The 15,389-nt window shown below is 71.0% G+C and carries 14 protein-coding genes, 1 tRNA gene and 1 pseudogene; 7 read left to right on the top strand and 9 right to left on the bottom strand.

Going from position 1 to position 15,389, the window contains the following annotated elements:
* Window positions 1-715 precede the first annotated feature (715 nt).
* Entirely contained in the window at window positions 716-907 is a 192-nt protein-coding gene (locus tag TBIS_RS18705; protein ID WP_242384266.1) for a hypothetical protein, read from the top strand.
* Window positions 908-933: 26 nt separating this feature from the next.
* Here the strand turns inward: TBIS_RS18705 and TBIS_RS11660 are convergent.
* The 6 genes from TBIS_RS11660 to TBIS_RS11685 form a co-directional block, all read right to left on the bottom strand.
* Window positions 934-1,005 (bottom strand) — tRNA-Val (locus TBIS_RS11660).
* 179 nt (window positions 1,006-1,184) lie between these two features.
* Complete coding sequence (locus TBIS_RS11665) at window positions 1,185-1,499, bottom strand: hypothetical protein (protein ID WP_013132594.1); 315 nt, start codon at window positions 1,497-1,499, stop codon at window positions 1,185-1,187.
* 76 nt (window positions 1,500-1,575) lie between these two features.
* A complete protein-coding gene (locus TBIS_RS11670) occupies window positions 1,576-2,031 on the bottom strand; it encodes a peroxiredoxin (protein ID WP_013132595.1) in 456 nt (151 codons plus the stop codon).
* A 125-nt stretch (window positions 2,032-2,156) separates the two neighbouring features.
* The gene (locus tag TBIS_RS11675; RefSeq protein ID WP_204251932.1) at window positions 2,157-2,585 is read right to left on the bottom strand and encodes a DUF3052 domain-containing protein; all 429 of its coding nucleotides are present in this window, start codon (window positions 2,583-2,585) and stop codon (window positions 2,157-2,159) included.
* Window positions 2,586-2,723: 138 nt separating this feature from the next.
* Window positions 2,724-3,131, bottom strand: coding sequence for a secondary thiamine-phosphate synthase enzyme YjbQ (locus tag TBIS_RS11680; RefSeq protein WP_013132597.1), 408 nt, complete (start codon window positions 3,129-3,131; stop codon window positions 2,724-2,726).
* Between the two features lie 9 nt (window positions 3,132-3,140).
* The gene (locus TBIS_RS11685; RefSeq protein WP_013132598.1) at window positions 3,141-3,350 is read right to left on the bottom strand and encodes a DUF1918 domain-containing protein; all 210 of its coding nucleotides are present in this window, start codon (window positions 3,348-3,350) and stop codon (window positions 3,141-3,143) included.
* A gap of 576 nt (window positions 3,351-3,926) precedes the next feature.
* On the opposite strand from TBIS_RS11685, the gene aceE reads away from it, so the two are divergent.
* Window positions 3,927-6,680: a pyruvate dehydrogenase (acetyl-transferring), homodimeric type gene (aceE, locus tag TBIS_RS11690; protein ID WP_013132599.1), complete on the top strand. Its 2,754-nt coding sequence runs from the start codon at window positions 3,927-3,929 to the stop codon at window positions 6,678-6,680.
* A gap of 256 nt (window positions 6,681-6,936) precedes the next feature.
* Here aceE and TBIS_RS18225 read toward each other — a convergent pair whose 3' ends face one another.
* Window positions 6,937-7,431 (bottom strand): helix-turn-helix transcriptional regulator, encoded by a 495-nt coding sequence (locus tag TBIS_RS18225; protein WP_013132600.1) that lies wholly within the window; start codon window positions 7,429-7,431, stop codon window positions 6,937-6,939.
* A gap of 427 nt (window positions 7,432-7,858) precedes the next feature.
* On the opposite strand from TBIS_RS18225, the gene TBIS_RS11700 reads away from it, so the two are divergent.
* The 3 genes and pseudogenes from TBIS_RS11700 (at window position 7,859) to TBIS_RS11710 (ending at window position 9,844) form a co-directional block, all read left to right on the top strand.
* Window positions 7,859-8,203 (top strand): hypothetical protein, encoded by a 345-nt coding sequence (locus tag TBIS_RS11700; RefSeq protein ID WP_083785343.1) that lies wholly within the window; start codon window positions 7,859-7,861, stop codon window positions 8,201-8,203.
* Between the two features lie 14 nt (window positions 8,204-8,217).
* A pseudogene (locus tag TBIS_RS18710) lies at window positions 8,218-9,294 on the top strand (glutathionylspermidine synthase family protein); the annotation flags it as partial.
* Between the two features lie 91 nt (window positions 9,295-9,385).
* Window positions 9,386-9,844 (top strand): DUF350 domain-containing protein, encoded by a 459-nt coding sequence (locus TBIS_RS11710; protein WP_013132602.1) that lies wholly within the window; start codon window positions 9,386-9,388, stop codon window positions 9,842-9,844.
* A 150-nt stretch (window positions 9,845-9,994) separates the two neighbouring features.
* Here the strand turns inward: TBIS_RS11710 and TBIS_RS11715 are convergent, their stop codons facing one another.
* Both TBIS_RS11715 and TBIS_RS11720 read right to left on the bottom strand, forming a co-directional pair.
* The gene (locus tag TBIS_RS11715) at window positions 9,995-11,689 is read right to left on the bottom strand and encodes a hypothetical protein (RefSeq protein ID WP_013132603.1); all 1,695 of its coding nucleotides are present in this window, start codon (window positions 11,687-11,689) and stop codon (window positions 9,995-9,997) included.
* Window positions 11,686-12,387 (bottom strand): class I SAM-dependent methyltransferase, encoded by a 702-nt coding sequence (locus TBIS_RS11720; RefSeq protein WP_013132604.1) that lies wholly within the window; start codon window positions 12,385-12,387, stop codon window positions 11,686-11,688. Before TBIS_RS11720 ends, TBIS_RS11715 begins: the two co-directional genes overlap by 4 nt.
* Before the next feature lie 425 nt (window positions 12,388-12,812).
* Between TBIS_RS11720 and TBIS_RS11725 the strand changes: the two genes are divergently transcribed.
* Together TBIS_RS11725 and TBIS_RS11730 are read left to right on the top strand one after the other, a co-directional pair.
* Entirely contained in the window at window positions 12,813-13,982 is a 1,170-nt protein-coding gene (locus TBIS_RS11725; protein ID WP_013132605.1) for a bifunctional glycosyltransferase family 2/GtrA family protein, read from the top strand.
* Window positions 13,966-15,231, top strand: a complete 1,266-nt coding sequence (locus TBIS_RS11730; protein WP_425263893.1) for a PucR family transcriptional regulator — start codon at window positions 13,966-13,968, stop codon at window positions 15,229-15,231. The genes TBIS_RS11725 and TBIS_RS11730 overlap by 17 nt, the downstream gene beginning before the upstream one ends.
* The last annotated feature ends 158 nt before the right edge of the window (window positions 15,232-15,389 follow it).

Here is a 15,389-nt window from a genome sequence, read left to right on the forward strand (position 1 = left end):
CACCAGGTAGGGCACGGCCCGTGGCTGACTTCCCGTCTGCCGCCGACCCGCCCCAGGGGCAGCGGGCCGGCGACGAAGGGTCGAGCCCGGCTTCGCGTGTCCCTGTCCCCGGTGACCTTCCACGTGCGCCGGTCGCCCTGCCTGCGCAGCCGGGCTTGACCCGCAGGAGCCGGTCTGCCGGGCTTTGCCCGGGTCGATGGCAGGCGGGAAGATCAAGGCCTCTCCACCGCTCATCTCTATGGGCGCCGTCTGCACCGCTTCTTCATGATCTTGTGGGCTTCCCGGAGCCGGAGGCCCCGGGGTTCGGGGCGGAGCCCCAATGCCCACGTCGGCGATGCTGCGTCCTTGACGAGGCGCGCGCCCGCCGAGGCGGGACCGGCCCGGAAGAGGCCGCACGCCCGCCGTAGGCGGGCGCGCGGCCCAAGGATGGCTCAGCTCGGCGCGCGCAAGTTGGCCGACCGTGGCTCTGAGGGGCGCACCGAACCCGTGCTGGGCTCCTCCTCATGCTCCCGGATGCCGCGGGCTCTTGTTCCCGCCGCGCAAGCGGCGGCTTGCAGACGTAGAGAAAGTCGTAACAGCTCAGATCAGACGGCGCCCCGTCGTGCCGGCGAACGCCGGGGCGCCGTCGCGTAAGGGCCGAGGATGCGCACCGCGAAGGCCTTCGTGACCATCTGGAGCACCTCTCCGGCGCCGCCCACTGCAAGCCCTCCGCCTCGTGTCGGCCTCCGGGGTGCCGATCGAGCACATCTCCCGCCTGGCCGGCCACCGCAGCACGGTGGTCGCCATGACGGTCTATCGCACGCCGATCCGCCCGGTGCTCCTGCGCGGCGCGGACGTGACGGACACCCTCTTCGCGGCCGGTGACAACGGAAAGCGGCTGCGGATGTCGCGCAGCGACCTTTTCTAAGATCGATAAGAGGGCGTTTTCGCAGGTGGGCGGTACTGGGTTCGAACCAGTGACCCCTCGCTTGTAAGGCGAGTGCTCTACCCCTGAGCTAACCGCCCCGGTCCGGTGCACACGGCCGGAGTACACCATACGACACCAGCGCGTGGTTGAGCACATCGGAGGACCGATCAGTCCACGATCGGCCTCCTGCCGTTCCCGTCCCGGGGCCCGAGAACCCGGAGATCACCCGGCACGGCCGGCCGGGCCGTGCCGGTCGCCGCCGCGCCGATGCCGGCGACTACCCCCGCACCCGGCCGAGCACCCGGTTGAGCGCGGCCTCGACCTCGGCCGCGAGGCCCGGCACCGAGGAGGAGGACGCCTGGGCGCGGGACCGGGCGGGCCGTACCGCGCCGCAGGAGCGGCACTCGACCTCCCCGAGCCGGCAGATCATCGCCGTGGAGCCGCACGTCGCGCACGTGTCGAGGTCGAGATCGTGCGCGCGCTGGCAGTCAGGGCAGATGAGGACCTGAACGTCGTGACGGACCCCGCGTTTCCAAGGGCTGGCGCCGCGGACCGGATCGGTCTGCCGGGCCCCGCACCGGAAACAGGGCATCTCCCCTCCAAGGCCGGATCTGGATCGGTACAGAGGATCGATGGCGGAATTCCCGCCCGGGGCGGCCTCAGGCCGGTCAGATCTCCGCGAGCGCCTTCAGGTAGGCGGCGATGTCCCGTGGTTCGCCCGGCGGGTTGACGACCTTCCACCGGACCACGCCCTCGGCGTCGATGATGAAGGTGCCGCGCTGGGCGACCCCTCGGCCCTCGTCGAAGACGCCGTACGCCCGGGCGACGGCGCCGTGCGGCCAGAAGTCGGAGAGCAGCGGGAAGGTGAACCCCTCCTGCTCGGCCCAGGCCCGGTGGCTGAACATGGAGTCGACCGAGACGGTGAGCACCCGGGCGTCGTCCGGGAGCGCGCCGACGAGCCCGTCCCGGATCGCGGTGAGCTCGCCGTGGCAGACCGGGGTGAACGCCAGCGGGTAGAAGACGAGCACGACCTTCTTCCCCCGCAGGCCGGAGAGCTTGATGGGCGTGCCGTGCTGATCCTTCAGCTCGAAGTCCGGTGCGACCTGACCGACCTCAACCGCCATGCAGCAGTCCTCCCGGGAAGTGGTACGCCCATCAATCCTGCCGTACGGCTCAGCCCGCTGGCTCGTCGCCCTCCGGTTAGGCGAGGCCGGGGCTGAGCCGGGTCACGGCCGGGGAATGGACCGGGTCAGCGACGTGCCCGGGGGGCGACGAGCCTTATGCCGGTCCAGTCACGGGCGGCGCTGATGCTGCTGGTCTGGGACAGGCCCGCGGTCGCCGCTTCTTCGCCGATCGTGCTCGGCTCGACGTGGCCAGGGCGGCCCGCCTTGGGGGTGAGCACCCAGATCTGGCCTCCGTCGGCGAGGGCGGTCATGGCGTCGCTGAGCGCGTCGAACAGGTCTCCGTCCCCGTCGCGCCACCACAGCAGCACCGCGTCGACGACGTCGTCGTACTCTTCGTCCACCAGCTCGTTTCCGGTCAGCTCCTCGATGGACGCGCGAAGTTCCTCGTCGCAGTCCTCGTCCCAGCCGACCTCCTGAACCACCTGACCGGCCTTGAAGCCAAGGCGTTCGGCCAGGCCGCGAGTGCCCTGCGCCTGGCCCGCGGTCGCGCTCACTTTCATCCCTCCTGCTCGGGTGACCCCGCGATATCACTGCGGTATGCCGGCTCGTGGAGAGCCGTGCTCGGCACAGTCCACACGCTGTGACCCACCGTCGTCAATGGTCATCGCGCGGGCTGTCCGCACCGTTATCTATCAATCCGACAAAAACGACAAACGTACCCGCCTGTTCGGGTTATCGACGTTGAGATCAACCAGCACCACCGACTGCCATGTCCCCAGGGCCATCCGGCCGCCCAGCACCGGGATGGTGGCGTACGGCGGGATGAAGGCGGGCATGACGTGCGTCCGCCCATGCCCACGGGACCCGTGGGCGTGCCGCCAGCGATCGTCCGCGGGCAGCAGCTCGGCGAGGGTGGCGAGCAGGTCGGTGTCGCTCCCGGAGCCGAGCTCCATCAGGGCCACGCCCGCGGTCGCGTGGGGCACGAAGACGTGCAGCAGCCCATCGCCGCCGCACTCCCTGGCGAAATCCGCGCACTGCCGCGTGATGTCGTGCACCCGTTCCCGGGTGCCGGTGTACACGTCGATCTCTATCGACCTCACAGCGGGATATTACGATCCCTGCCTGGCCGATCCGCTCCGAGCTGGGATAACGATCGCATCAGGGCCGGGGAACACCAGCGCCTCGTGCCCGTCCTCATAGCGGACCAGGTACGGCGGCCTGCCGTCGCTCCCCCGGACCTCGATGATCTCGCCCTCTTTGCCGTGCTCTCCGACCACGGAGCCGTGCACCACCAGGCGGTCGCCGACCTGTGCCTGCATGTCGCATCCACCTCCACTCTCCGGAGCCTGGTACGGCTATCGCCACCTGGAAACAGGAGAAACCTCAGCTCGCGCAGAGATAGAGGAACGCCATACCGAAAAGTTACGCCGCCGAGAACCGGCCGGAAAGGCATGTCACGGCGCACGTGTTCCCGCCCGCCGGCCGGGCCGGCCGCCGTGCCGTACGGCCCGCCGGTGACGGGCGGAACGGGCGCGGAGCATGACGCCGCCGGGGCGGCGCGAGCCGGGCGGGCGATGAAAGGATCATGACGGTCCGGCCGGTCCGGGCGCGCCACCAGACGGGATGAATCTCACCGGATCGGATGAATCTACCGGCCGATGACCCGGGCTTGCGACGCTCTATTCTTGCCCTAAACAGACGTCCTATGATTGGAGGTCTAGGCCACAACCGAACCCCGGCGACGGATGTCACACCGCCTGTTACCAGGCAGTAGTGATGCACTTTCCGCCGGGAGGAGCAAGGATGGAAGACGACTGATAAGCGATCCGGCAGAACGGACCGCGGCACGAACAGGACCATATCCGACCCAGTCCACTCTCGGAAGGCGAGACCCAGTGGCTTCCGGACGCCAGCGTTTCTCGATCATCAGCGACGGCCTACCCAGCCAGTTGCCTGATGTCGATCCGAGCGAGACCCAGGAATGGCTCGAGTCGCTCGACACCGTCATCAAGACCGAAGGCAAGACCCGCGCCCGGTACTTGATGCTCCGGTTGCTCGAGCGCGCCCGTGAGAGCCAGGTCGGCGTGCCCGGCCTGCGCAGCACGGACTACATCAACACGATCCCCCCGGAGCGCGAACCCTGGTTCCCGGGTGATGAGTACATCGAACGGCGCATCCGGGCCTACATCAGGTGGAATGCCGCGGTGATGGTGACCCGGGCGAACTACCGGACCAACGTCGGCGGTCACATCGCCACCTACGCCTCGGCCGCGTCACTCTACGAGGTCGGCTTCAACCACTTCTTCCGTGGCAAGGACCACGGGGAGTCGGGCGACCAGGTGTTCATCCAGGGTCACGCCGCACCCGGCATCTACGCCCGCGCCTTCCTCGAGGGACGCCTCACCGAAGCCCAGCTCGACGCGTTCCGCCAGGAGCTGTCCCAGGGGGTCCGCGGCCTGCCGTCCTACCCCCACCCCCGCCTGATGCCGGACTTCTGGGAGTTCCCCACGGTATCGATGGGCCTGGGGGCGATCGCGGCCATCTACCAGGCGCGGTTCAACCGCTACCTGCTCAACCGCAAGATCAAGGACACCAGCCGCAGCCACGTGTGGTGCTTCCTCGGCGACGGCGAGATGGACGAGCCGGAGGCGATCGGCGCGATCGGCCTCGCCGCCCGCGAGGAGCTCGACAACCTCACCTTCGTCATCAACTGCAACCTGCAGCGGCTCGACGGCCCGGTCCGCGGCAACGGGAAGATCATCCAGGAACTGGAGGCCTTCTTCCGCGGCGCCGGCTGGAACGTGATCAAGGTCATCTGGGGCCGTGAGTGGGACCCGTTGCTCGCGGCCGACGTCGACGGCGTGCTGGTCAACCAGCTCAACATCACGCCCGACGGCCAGTTCCAGACCTACGCGGTCGAGTCCGGTGCGTACATCCGGGAGCACTTCTTCGGCGCCGACCCGCGGCTGCGGAAGATGGTGGAGCACCTGTCGGACGACGAGCTCCGCAAGCTCTCCCGGGGCGGCCACGACTACCGCAAGGTGTACGCGGCGTTCAAGGCGGCCCGGGAGCACGTCGGCCAGCCGACGGTCATCCTCGCCCAGACCATCAAGGGGTGGACGCTCGGCAAGGACTTCGAGGCCCGGAACGCCACCCACCAGATGAAGAAGCTCACCAAGGAGGAGCTCAAGGAGTTCCGGGACCGGCTCTACCTCCCGATCCCGGACAAGGCCCTCGAAGAGGACCTGCCGCCGTACTACCACCCGGGCGAGGACAGCGAAGAGATCCAGTACATGAAGGAGCGCCGGGCGGCGCTCGGCGGCTACCTGCCCAAGCGGGTGGTCCGCGCCAAGCCGCTCAAGCTCCCCGGCGACCCGGTCTACTCCCAGCTCCGCAAGGGCTCGGGCAAGCAGAACGTCGCCACCACGATGGCGTTCGTGCGGCTGCTCAAGGACCTCTGCAAGGACAAGGAGATCGGCTACCGGTTCGTGCCGATCATCCCGGACGAGGCGCGGACCTTCGGCGTCGACTCCATGTTCCCGACGCAGAAGATCTACTCGCCGCACGGGCAGACCTACGAGCCGGTCGACCGGAACCTGCTGCTCTCCTACCGGGAGTCGACCGAGGGCCAGATCCTGCACGAGGGGATCACCGAGGCCGGGTCGATGGCGTCGGTCATCGCCGCCGGCACCTCGTACGCCACCCACGGCGAGCACATGATCCCCGTGTACATCTTCTACTCGATGTTCGGGTTCCAGCGGACCGGCGACCAGATGTGGCAGCTCGCGGACCAGATGGGCCGCGGCTTCCTCATCGGCGCCACCGCCGGCCGCACCACGCTCAACGGTGAGGGCCTGCAGCACCAGGACGGGCACTCGCTGCTGCTCGCCTCCGCCAACCCGGCCTGCGTCGCCTACGACCCCGCCTGGGCGTACGAGATCGCGCACATCGTGCGGGACGGCCTGCGGCGCATGTACGGGGAGAACCCGGAGGACGTCTTCTACTACATGACCACGTACAACGAGCCCTACCCGCAGCCGCCCGAGCCGGAGAACGTGGACGTCGAGGGCATCCTCAAGGGCCTCTACCTGTACGCGCCGGGCAGCGGGACCGGGCCGAAGGCGAACATCCTCGCCTCCGGCGTGGCCATGCAGTGGGCGCTCGAGGCGCAGCGGCTGCTCGCCCAGGACTGGGGGGTCTCCGCGTCGGTGTGGTCCGCCACCTCCTGGTCCGAGCTGCGCCGCGACGCGCTCGCCGCCGAGGAGCACAACCTGCTCAACCCCGACGCCGAGCCGCGCGTGCCGTACGTGACGGCCAAGCTGAGCGGCTCGTCCGGGCCGTTCCTCGGGGTGAGCGACTACATGCGGGCCGTACCCGACCAGATCGCCCGGTGGGTACCCGGTGACTGGACCTCGCTCGGGACCGACGGATTCGGGCTGTCGGACACCCGGTCCGCGCTGCGGCGGCACTTCCACGTGGACGCGGCGTCGATCACCCTGGCCGTGCTCACCCAGCTCGTCAAGCGGGGCGAGCTCAAGCCGGAGGTGCTCCGCGAGGCGGTGGTCCGCTACCACCTCAAGGACGGGGTGACCGAGATGGCCGCCCAGTCCACGCCGGAGACGAACGACACCCAGTCGATGGGCGTCTGAATCCCGCTCGACCAGGACGGCGGTGCGGCGCGGCCGCGCCGCCGTCCGGTTTTTTCGCCCGGCCACGCGCTTTGGCTGCGCCGGGCAAGAGGCCAAGGCTCCATCATGGGCAAAGGCCCAAGGCTCCCTACCGGTCGGCAGGCCAAGGCTCCCCGCCGCTCAACAGGCCGAGGCTTGCCGGCGACCATCCGGCCAGGGTTCTCGGCGGTCGGCCGGCCATGGTCTCAAGCGGTCAGCGGGCCAGGGTCCCGGGCGGTCAGCCGGCCGGCGAGCCGGCGGCGCCCGGCCGCCCGCCGGTGTCCGGCTCCGCGACGGCCAACGGCCAGGTCTCTCCCGGGTCGGGATAGCGCTCGTCCGTGACCACCGCCGACCCGATCCGCTCCAGGCGGAAGACCCGCACCTCACCGGCGAGCCGGCACCAGGCGACGAGGTACCACAGGCCGCCCCGGCCGCCGAGGACGACGCTCGGCTCGACGTCCCGGGTGGTCCGCTCCCCCTTGGGGTCGCGGTACTCGATGCGCAGCACCCGCCGCTCCAGCAGCGCCCGGTCGATCGCGCGCTTGATCGGTTCCTGGCCGGTGATGGTGTAGCCGCCGGTGCACCGGCCGACCGGCACGCCCTCCGCCCTGAGCCGCGCGAGGTCCCGGTTGATCGTGCTGGTGCTGACCCGGAGGCGTGACGCCAGCTCGCGCACGGTCAGGCAGCCGTTGAGGCGGAGCTCCTGGACGATGGCGTCACGGCGGCGTCTCACGGATCAAACGTACGTCCGAATGGCACGGAGATGATCTCCACCGTGCCGCCATAACTCCCTCACCATGCGGGGCGTTCCCGCTCTGCCGGACACGCGCGGCACGGCTCGGCACGCCGGAGGCGTCACCGGTCCGCGATCGCCGGTGTCCGGCCACGCCGCTACCCGGCGGCATACCGCCCACACGGCCTGAGGTCCGGCCACAGACGCACCAGAAGCAATCACCGGCACTCCGGTCACATGCGTATGAGAGATAACAGATCTGATATTTCGGGAACTGACCCGCCTTCGACCTCGTCGATCAACGTGCCCAGATTCCCCGAGGTCCGATGGCAGCACGCGAATGGCCACTCCTGGATATCAACCCCAATACCCCCCACCAGGGCATGATCCACGTTCAGGCGTGGGCGTGCCCCGGAAGCCCAAGCCGATGTCCTCGAAGAAGGTGCAGCTCGGCCTGGTGGCCGCGCTCTCCGCAGCGGTCCTCGGCTACTGCACCGTGCAGGAACGGCGCGAGGTGACCGCTTACTGCGTGGACCCGCAGTCCAGGCAGCCGGACGGCTCCTACCTGATCGTCGACGAGGAGCACTGCCACAGGGGCCATAGCTCGTCGCGCACGAAGGTCGGCTTCGTCTGGTACTACGGCGGGGACGTGCGGAACGGCCGGGTCTCGCACGGGTCCACGGTCCGCCCACGGGACGTGCGGATCGTCTCCCAGAAGGGCCATGTGATCCAGCGCGGCGGGTTCGGCTTCCGCTCCCGGTCCGGAGGCTGACCGCGATGCGCCGGATGCGATCGGACCCCCGTGACGGCTGGGAGCGGATCATCGAGTCACAGGGGCTCGCCTTCCACCGGTCGGCCCACCCCGAGGGCCTCGCCCGGCCGTACTGGGATGAGAGCGTCCACTACGTGTTCACCATGGACGAGGTCCTGGAGCTGGAGGCGCAGGTGGAGGAGCTCCACCGCATGTGCCTCGCCGCCGCCGACCACATCGTCGCCACCGGCCGGTTCTCCGACCTCGGCATCCCGCCACACTGCCACGCGGCCGTCGCCGAGTCCTGGCGCCGCCGCGATCCCCACCTGTACGGCCGGTTCGACCTCCACTACGACGGGACCGGGCCGGTCAAGCTCCTCGAGTACAACGCCGACACCCCGACCAGCCTGGTGGAGAGCTCGATCGTGCAGTGGTACTGGCTGCGCGACGTCTACCCCGAAGACGACCAGTGGAACTCCATCCACGAGCGGCTGGTCGACCGCTGGGCGTCGCTTCCCCTGCCCGAGGGTCCGGTGCACTTCGCGTGGACGAGCGCCGACCTGACCGGCGAGGAGGTGATGACCATCGGCTACCTGCAGGAGACCGCCGAGCAGGCCGGGCTCGCCACGGTCCGGATCGCGATGGAGGACATCGGCTGGGATCCGCTCGGCCACCGGTTCGTCGACCTGGACGAGCGGGTCATCCGGTCGATCTGCAAGCTCTACCCCTGGGAGTGGATCGTCAGCGAGCCGTTCGGGCCCCACGCCATCGCCCAGCAGCGCTCGATGACCTGGATCGAGCCGCTGTGGAAGATGCTGCTGTCGAACAAGGCGCTGCTCGCGATCCTCTGGGAGCTGTACCCCGGCCACCCCAACCTGCTCCCCGCCTACCTCGACGGGCCCCGGGAGCTCGCATCGACCACCGGGTACGTGCGCAAGCCGCTGCTCGGCCGCGAGGGCGCCTCGATCCGCGTCCACGCGCCCGGGGTGGAGCTGGAGACCTCGGGCGACTACGGCGCCGAGGGTTACGTCTACCAGCAGTTCCTGCCCCTGCCCGACTTCGACGGATGGCGGCCCGTGCTCGGCGCCTGGGTGGTGCACGACGAATCCGCCGGGCTCGGCATCCGCGAGACCTCCGGGCTGATCACCGACGACACCTCTTCTTTCGTTCCCCCGGATTCACGGCTGAAAGCGACGGCTCTCCATGAACCTTGTCAGCACCGCAGCGACCTCCTTCCCCGGCGTGCTCGGCCAGGGCGCCCTGGCGATCCTGGCGTACACGATCGTGGGGGTGATCACCTTCACCATCGGCTTCTACGTCATCGACCTGGCCACCCCGGGCCGGCTCAGCCACCTCATCCGCACCGGGCGGAACCCCAACGCGATCCTGATCACCACGGCCGGCATCGCCGGGGTAGGGCTCATCGTCGCGGCCTCCATCTGGGGCTCCGGCGGGGTGCTCACCGAAGGCCTGCTCGCCACGCTGGTCTTCGGCACCGTCGGCATCGCCGCCCAGGCGATCGGCATGGTGGCGTTCGACCGGATCGTGGGCATCTCGGTGCGGAGGCTGGTGCAGGAGGAGACCACCCTGCACCCCGCGGCGATCCTGCTCGCCGCGACCCACTTCCTCATCGGGCTGATCGCGGCGGTGGCCGTGCTCTGACCGGTTCGCCCGGCGGGCCCGGAGCCCGCCGGGCGGGACCCCGGACGGGCGGGCGGCCCGCCATCGCCTCGGTGCACCGCTCGACGTCGCCCGCGGGACCCCGGACGGGCGGGCGGACCGGGCGAGGCCGCCCACCCGCGCGGATCCCGCCTAGAGCAGACGGTAGAGCACGCTGTCCCCCAGGTCCCGCCGCTCCACCGGCAGCCCGCGGACCGGCCGCTCGGCCGCCGGCTCGAACACCGTCCCCTGGGCCCGCCGCCGGTCGATGATCACCTCACGGACGCCCATCCGGCGCAGGTAGTCGATGGACAGTGAGCTCGGGAACGACTCGGTGATCCGCACGACCTCGGAGATCATGCCCGGGGTGAACGAGGCGTACCCGTTGACCTGCGGGCGGAAGCCGTCCGTCGACCAGATCAGCGACAGGCTGTCCTGCTTGTACGCGGGCAGGATGAGCACCGGCCCCTTGGCGTGGGCGAGCGCGGCGGGCGGCGGCGGGACCTCCGGGTGCGGCACCGTGGACAGGCCCTCGGCGCAGACCAGCAGCGGCACGGCGAGCAGGAACGGCCGGAGCCGGCGGTGCCGGGCCAGGCGGGTGATCGCCCCGGCGGCGAGCAGCCCCAGCACCAGGACGGCGTACATGATGAGCCGGCCCGAGGTGCGCAGCGCCTCCACCCCGGGGAGCAGCTCCCGGGCCGGGAGCCAGGTCATCTTGCCCTCGGCGAAGGTCGTGCCGAGGGCGGCCACCACGCTCGCCACCACCGCCACCGCGAGCCAGATCCGGGTCGCCCGGCTCCAGATGGTGACCACCAGGCCGAGCAGGCCGGCGAGCACCACGATCAGGCCGGGCAGCAGGGTGGCCTCGATGGGCCACTCGATGCCGGCGCGCGCCCCGGCGGTGAGCCGCCCCCACACCAGCGAGTGCTCGGGCGCCGCCCACAGGCCGCGCCACGGCGGCGAGAAGTACTCGAGGACCTGCGCGGTCCGGGTCGCGGCGACCTCGGGGTGGTCCTTGGCCACCCGCATGAACACGCTCGCCAGCGACAGGGTCACCCCGGCGAAGAGCGCGCCCCCGGCCAGGTCGGCGAGGACGATCCGCCGCGGGATGCGCGGCCGCTGCACGATCAGCCAGGCGATCACGGCGGCCACCCCGAGCACCATCAGCACGTAGACGAAGGGCAGCCCGATCGCGAACCCCAGGCTGACCTGCCAGGCGGCGAGCGCCCACCCGGCGAACGCCGCCCACGGCCGGCCCCGTGCCGGGTCCCACGGCCCCCTGCCGATCCCGTGGCCGCGCAGCAGCAGCGCGATGGAGAGCGGGATCGCGCCGCTCATCAGGATGTTGAGGTGGATCGCGTGGGAGATCCGCCACGGCGTGTAGGCGAAGGCCGCGCCGGCCACCGCCGCGCCGATCCGGCCGCACCCGAGCTGCCGGGCGAGCAGGTAGGCGCCGGCGAAGTTGAACGCGGCCGCCAGCACGTAGGCGACGTTGTACCGGAACAGGGTGTCGGCCATGCCGGAGACGCCGATGCCGAGCGGGGCGAGGCCGAGCAGCGTGTCGCTGAACACTCCGGTGCGCGGCAGCGGCCAGTAGATGTTCGCGTCGAACAGGCCGCCCGGCCGGTGGAGCACGGCGTGGCCGTACCAGCCGATCTCCCAGGCGGAGAAGAGCGGGTCGGTGAGGTCGCCCGGGATGGTCCGCCACGGATCGGCCAGGGTGGGCCAGGTCATCACCACGGCGAGGGCCAGCGACCCGAGGGTGAGGAGGACCAGCTCCCGGGTGCGTGGGCTCCAGCGCCGCCGCCGGGCGGGCGCCTCGGTGCGTTCCGCGGTCAGCAGGGTCACGGTTCCTCCCGCCTCGCCCGGCAGAACAGGGAGACCCCGGGGAGCGAGCCCACGGGCAGGTGGCTCTCCAGCCGGAGGACCATGCCGAGCAGGCGGTCCACCGGCCCGGGCAGCTCCCGCAGGTCGCACCCGGAGGACCGGCGGCGCCGCAGCCTGACCACCGGGCGGAGCAGGACGTTCCAGCTCCAGATCCGCTCGATGGCGAGCCCGCCGCCCGTCACCGCCGCGGCGAGGCTCTCCCGGGTGTACCGCCGGACGTGGCCGAGCACCTCGTCATGCCGGGACCACAGCCGCATGTCGCACGGCACGGCGATGAGCGCGGTGCCGCCGGGGCGCAGGACGCGGGCCATCTCCCGGACGGCGAGCACGTCCTCCTCGATGTGCTCGAGCACGTCGAGGGCGAGCACGAGGTCGAAGACCTCCGCCGGCAGCGGCAGGTCGCGCGCGTCCGCGCAGAGCGCCTCCAGCCCGCGCTCCCGGGCGATCTCGGTGGCCACCGGGGAGATGTCCACGGCGGTCGGCTGCCAGCCGTGCCGGGCGAGCAGGGCGCAGTTGCCGCCTCCGGCGGCGCCGATCTCGAGCACCCGGCCGGGCTTGCCGAGCCGGCGCACCTCCCGCAGGAGCAGCGCCCGGCGTTCCCGATGCCAGAAGTGGCGTTCCTCGAGCCGTACGTGATTCCGGATCTCGGTGGCGTCCATTTACCTCCTCCGCCGGCCCTCCCATCCGATAGCGGACAGACCGAGATTTCCCACTCCGGCCCGGAGTTCAGACCGCCCGAAACGACAAGGTCGGACAAAGAAAAATAGAGCCGGAACTGGTCCGGCGACCGCGGAGAATTTCGCCCGGATCGTATTTCCAAAACCGAATAAATCCGGATGTTTGTCCCTGCTCAGGACAGCCGAGCCCGCCCACCGAGCCCGCCCCATCCCGCCACATCCGCGGCCGATGTCGTAAATCTCCGGCAGAGAGTTCCACCAGCGGCGATGCCGGACCCGGTGCGGCCTGCCGTACTCAGGTCAATATCAGCAGCGGAGCGCGTAAACGCGGAGCGCGCCTCATCTGCGCGAGATCACCTCGGTTGTCTAATTGACCCTGGTAATTGCTGATCTCATAGGGGGTTTCGGTGGAGGCGATCGCTTACGGGGGCCCGATCACCTCACCGCCGCGGACGGTTCGGCTGGTCGATTTCGTCATCCCGGTGCTGAATGAGGAGAACAGCCTTGAAAGGTGCGTGACAACGCTCAGCGCGTTTCTGTCCGCCTCATTCCCGTATCCCTGGCGCATCACGGTCGTGGACAACGGGAGCACGGACCGCACCTGGGAGATCGCGCAGAAGCTCGCCGAGAGCGCCGACACCGTCCACGCCATCCGGCTCGACCGCCCCGGCAAGGGCGCCGCGGTGCGGACCGCCTGGCTGTCCAGCCCGGCCGACATCCTCGCCTACATGGACGTGGACCTGTCCACCGGGCTGTCCGCGATCCTCCCGCTCGTCGCGAGCCTGGCGAGCGGGCACAGCGACATCTCGGTCGGGACCCGCCTCTCCAGCGGCTCGCGGATCCGGCGGAGCGTCAAACGCGAGGTGATCTCGCGCGCCTGGCACTGGTTCCTGCGGCGCACCGTGGGGCTCAACAGCACCGACACCACCTGCGGCTTCAAGGCGGTCTGGGCGGAGTCGGTGCGGCCGCTGCTGGAGAAGGTGAACGACGACGGCTGGTTCTTCGACACCGAGCTCATCCTCCTCGCCGAGTACCACGGGCTGCGGGTCACCGAGGTCCCGGTCGACTGGGTGGAGGACGCCGACAGCCGGGTGCGGATCGGCCGGACCGCCCTCGCCGACCTGCTCGGGCTCGCACGGGTGATCCGGGTGGTCTCCGCGGGCGAGCCGATCGTCCGGCGGATCGACCTGCGCTGGTACGCGCTGATCGGGGCGATCTCCACGGTCGCGCACCTCGGGCTCTACCTCTGGCTGCGCACCATGTGGCCGGTCGCGCTCGCCAACCTGGGCGCGCTCGCCATCGTCGGGATGTGCAACACCGAGGCCCACCGGCGCTGGACGTTCAACCAGCACCCGCACGTCCGGCTCCACCTGCGCGCCCTGCTCGTCACCGCCATCGGGTACACGACCAGCACGCTCGCGCTGGTCGCCACCGCCCCGTTCGGCCTCGACCCCGTGGCGCTGATCGCCGCCTCGGCTCTCACCATGGTGCTTCGGCTGGCGCTGCTCAACCGCTGGGTCTTCACCGGCGCGCCGCGGGAGGGCGGGCATGGCCACCGCCATGACCTGGCACGCTAGAGGCGTGCGCGAGCAGGACGGTGAAGACGGCGCCCGGGTACGGCCCGGCGACGAGGCCGCGCGCGAGGCGGAGCAGCGCCAGCGCGCCCTCGACAAGATCCGCGCGGACACGGCGCGGCGGCTCGACCGTGCCATGGGCAGCCTGGGGACGGCGGCCATGGCGCGGATGGAGGAGCAGCTCCCCTGGTTCCGCGCCCTCTCCGCGGAGGACCGGTCGTGGATCGGCCTGGTCGCCCAGGCGGGCATCGCCGCGTTCGTCGAGTGGTTCGGGCACGCGGGCGAGGGCCGGCCCACCCCGAGCATCGAGTTCTTCGCCACCGCGCCGCGAGAGCTGAAGCGGAGCGTGTCGCTGCAGCAGACCGTCGACCTGATCCGCATCGTGGTCGAGGTGGTGGAGGCGAGGGTCGACGAGCTCGCCGCCCCGGGCGGGGCGGAGATGCTGCGCAACGCGATGCTCCGCTACACCCGTGACGTCGCCTTCACCGCCGCCCAGGTGTACGCCAGGGAGGCGGAGGCCCGCGGGTCCTGGGACGCCCGGCTCGAGGCCCTCATCGTGGACGCGCTCGTCCGCGGCCAGGTCGACGACGGCCTGCACTCCTGGGCGGCGGCGCTCGGCTGGACCTCGACACCGGTCGTGGTCTTCGCCGGCCACCCGCCGGACGAGGACCCGCAGAGCGTGATCGACGGGCTGCGGGAGAAGGGCCGCCGAGTCAACCTGGAGCTGCTCGCCGGGATCCAGGGAGACCGGCTGATCGTGATCGTCGGCGGGGCGAAGAGCGTGAAGGACGCGGCCCGGATCGTGGTGCCGCGGTTCGGGCCCGGGCCGATCGTGATCGGCCCCGAGGTCCCCGACCTGCACGCGGCGGCGAAGTCGGCCCGCGCCGCCATCGCGGGCTTGCGCGCGGCCGCGGCCTGGCCGGACGCGCCCCGGCCGGTGCACGCCGACGAGCTGCTCGCCGAGCGGGCGCTCGACGGGGATGAGGACGCCCGCAGGCAGCTCGTGGAGACGGTCTACGCGCCGCTCGCCGGCACCCCGCTCCTGGAGACCCTCGCCACCTACCTCGAGCAGGGGGCGTCGCTCGAGGCCACGGCCCGCCTGCTGTTCGTGCACCCGAACACGGTGCGGTACCGGCTGCGCAAGATCACCGAGCTCACGGGGTATCAACCGACCGACGGGCGTTCGGCCTTCACGCTCCAGGTGGGGCTGATCCTCGGCCGGCTCGCCACGGCCCACGGCGGCCGCGCGTGAGCGGGGGCGGCATGACCCCGCGCCGGGCCGCCCGGCGGCCGGAACGACCCCGCGACGGCCGGGCATGGCCCCCACCGCGGCCCACGTGGCCCACGGCGGCCGGGAACGACCCGGTGCGGCGGCCCGCGGCGGCGGGGAACGGCCCAGCGCGGCAGGCC

It is taken from the genome of Thermobispora bispora DSM 43833 (assembly GCF_000092645.1).
In the GTDB taxonomy this organism is placed as follows: Bacteria; Actinomycetota; Actinomycetes; order Streptosporangiales; family Streptosporangiaceae; genus Thermobispora; species Thermobispora bispora.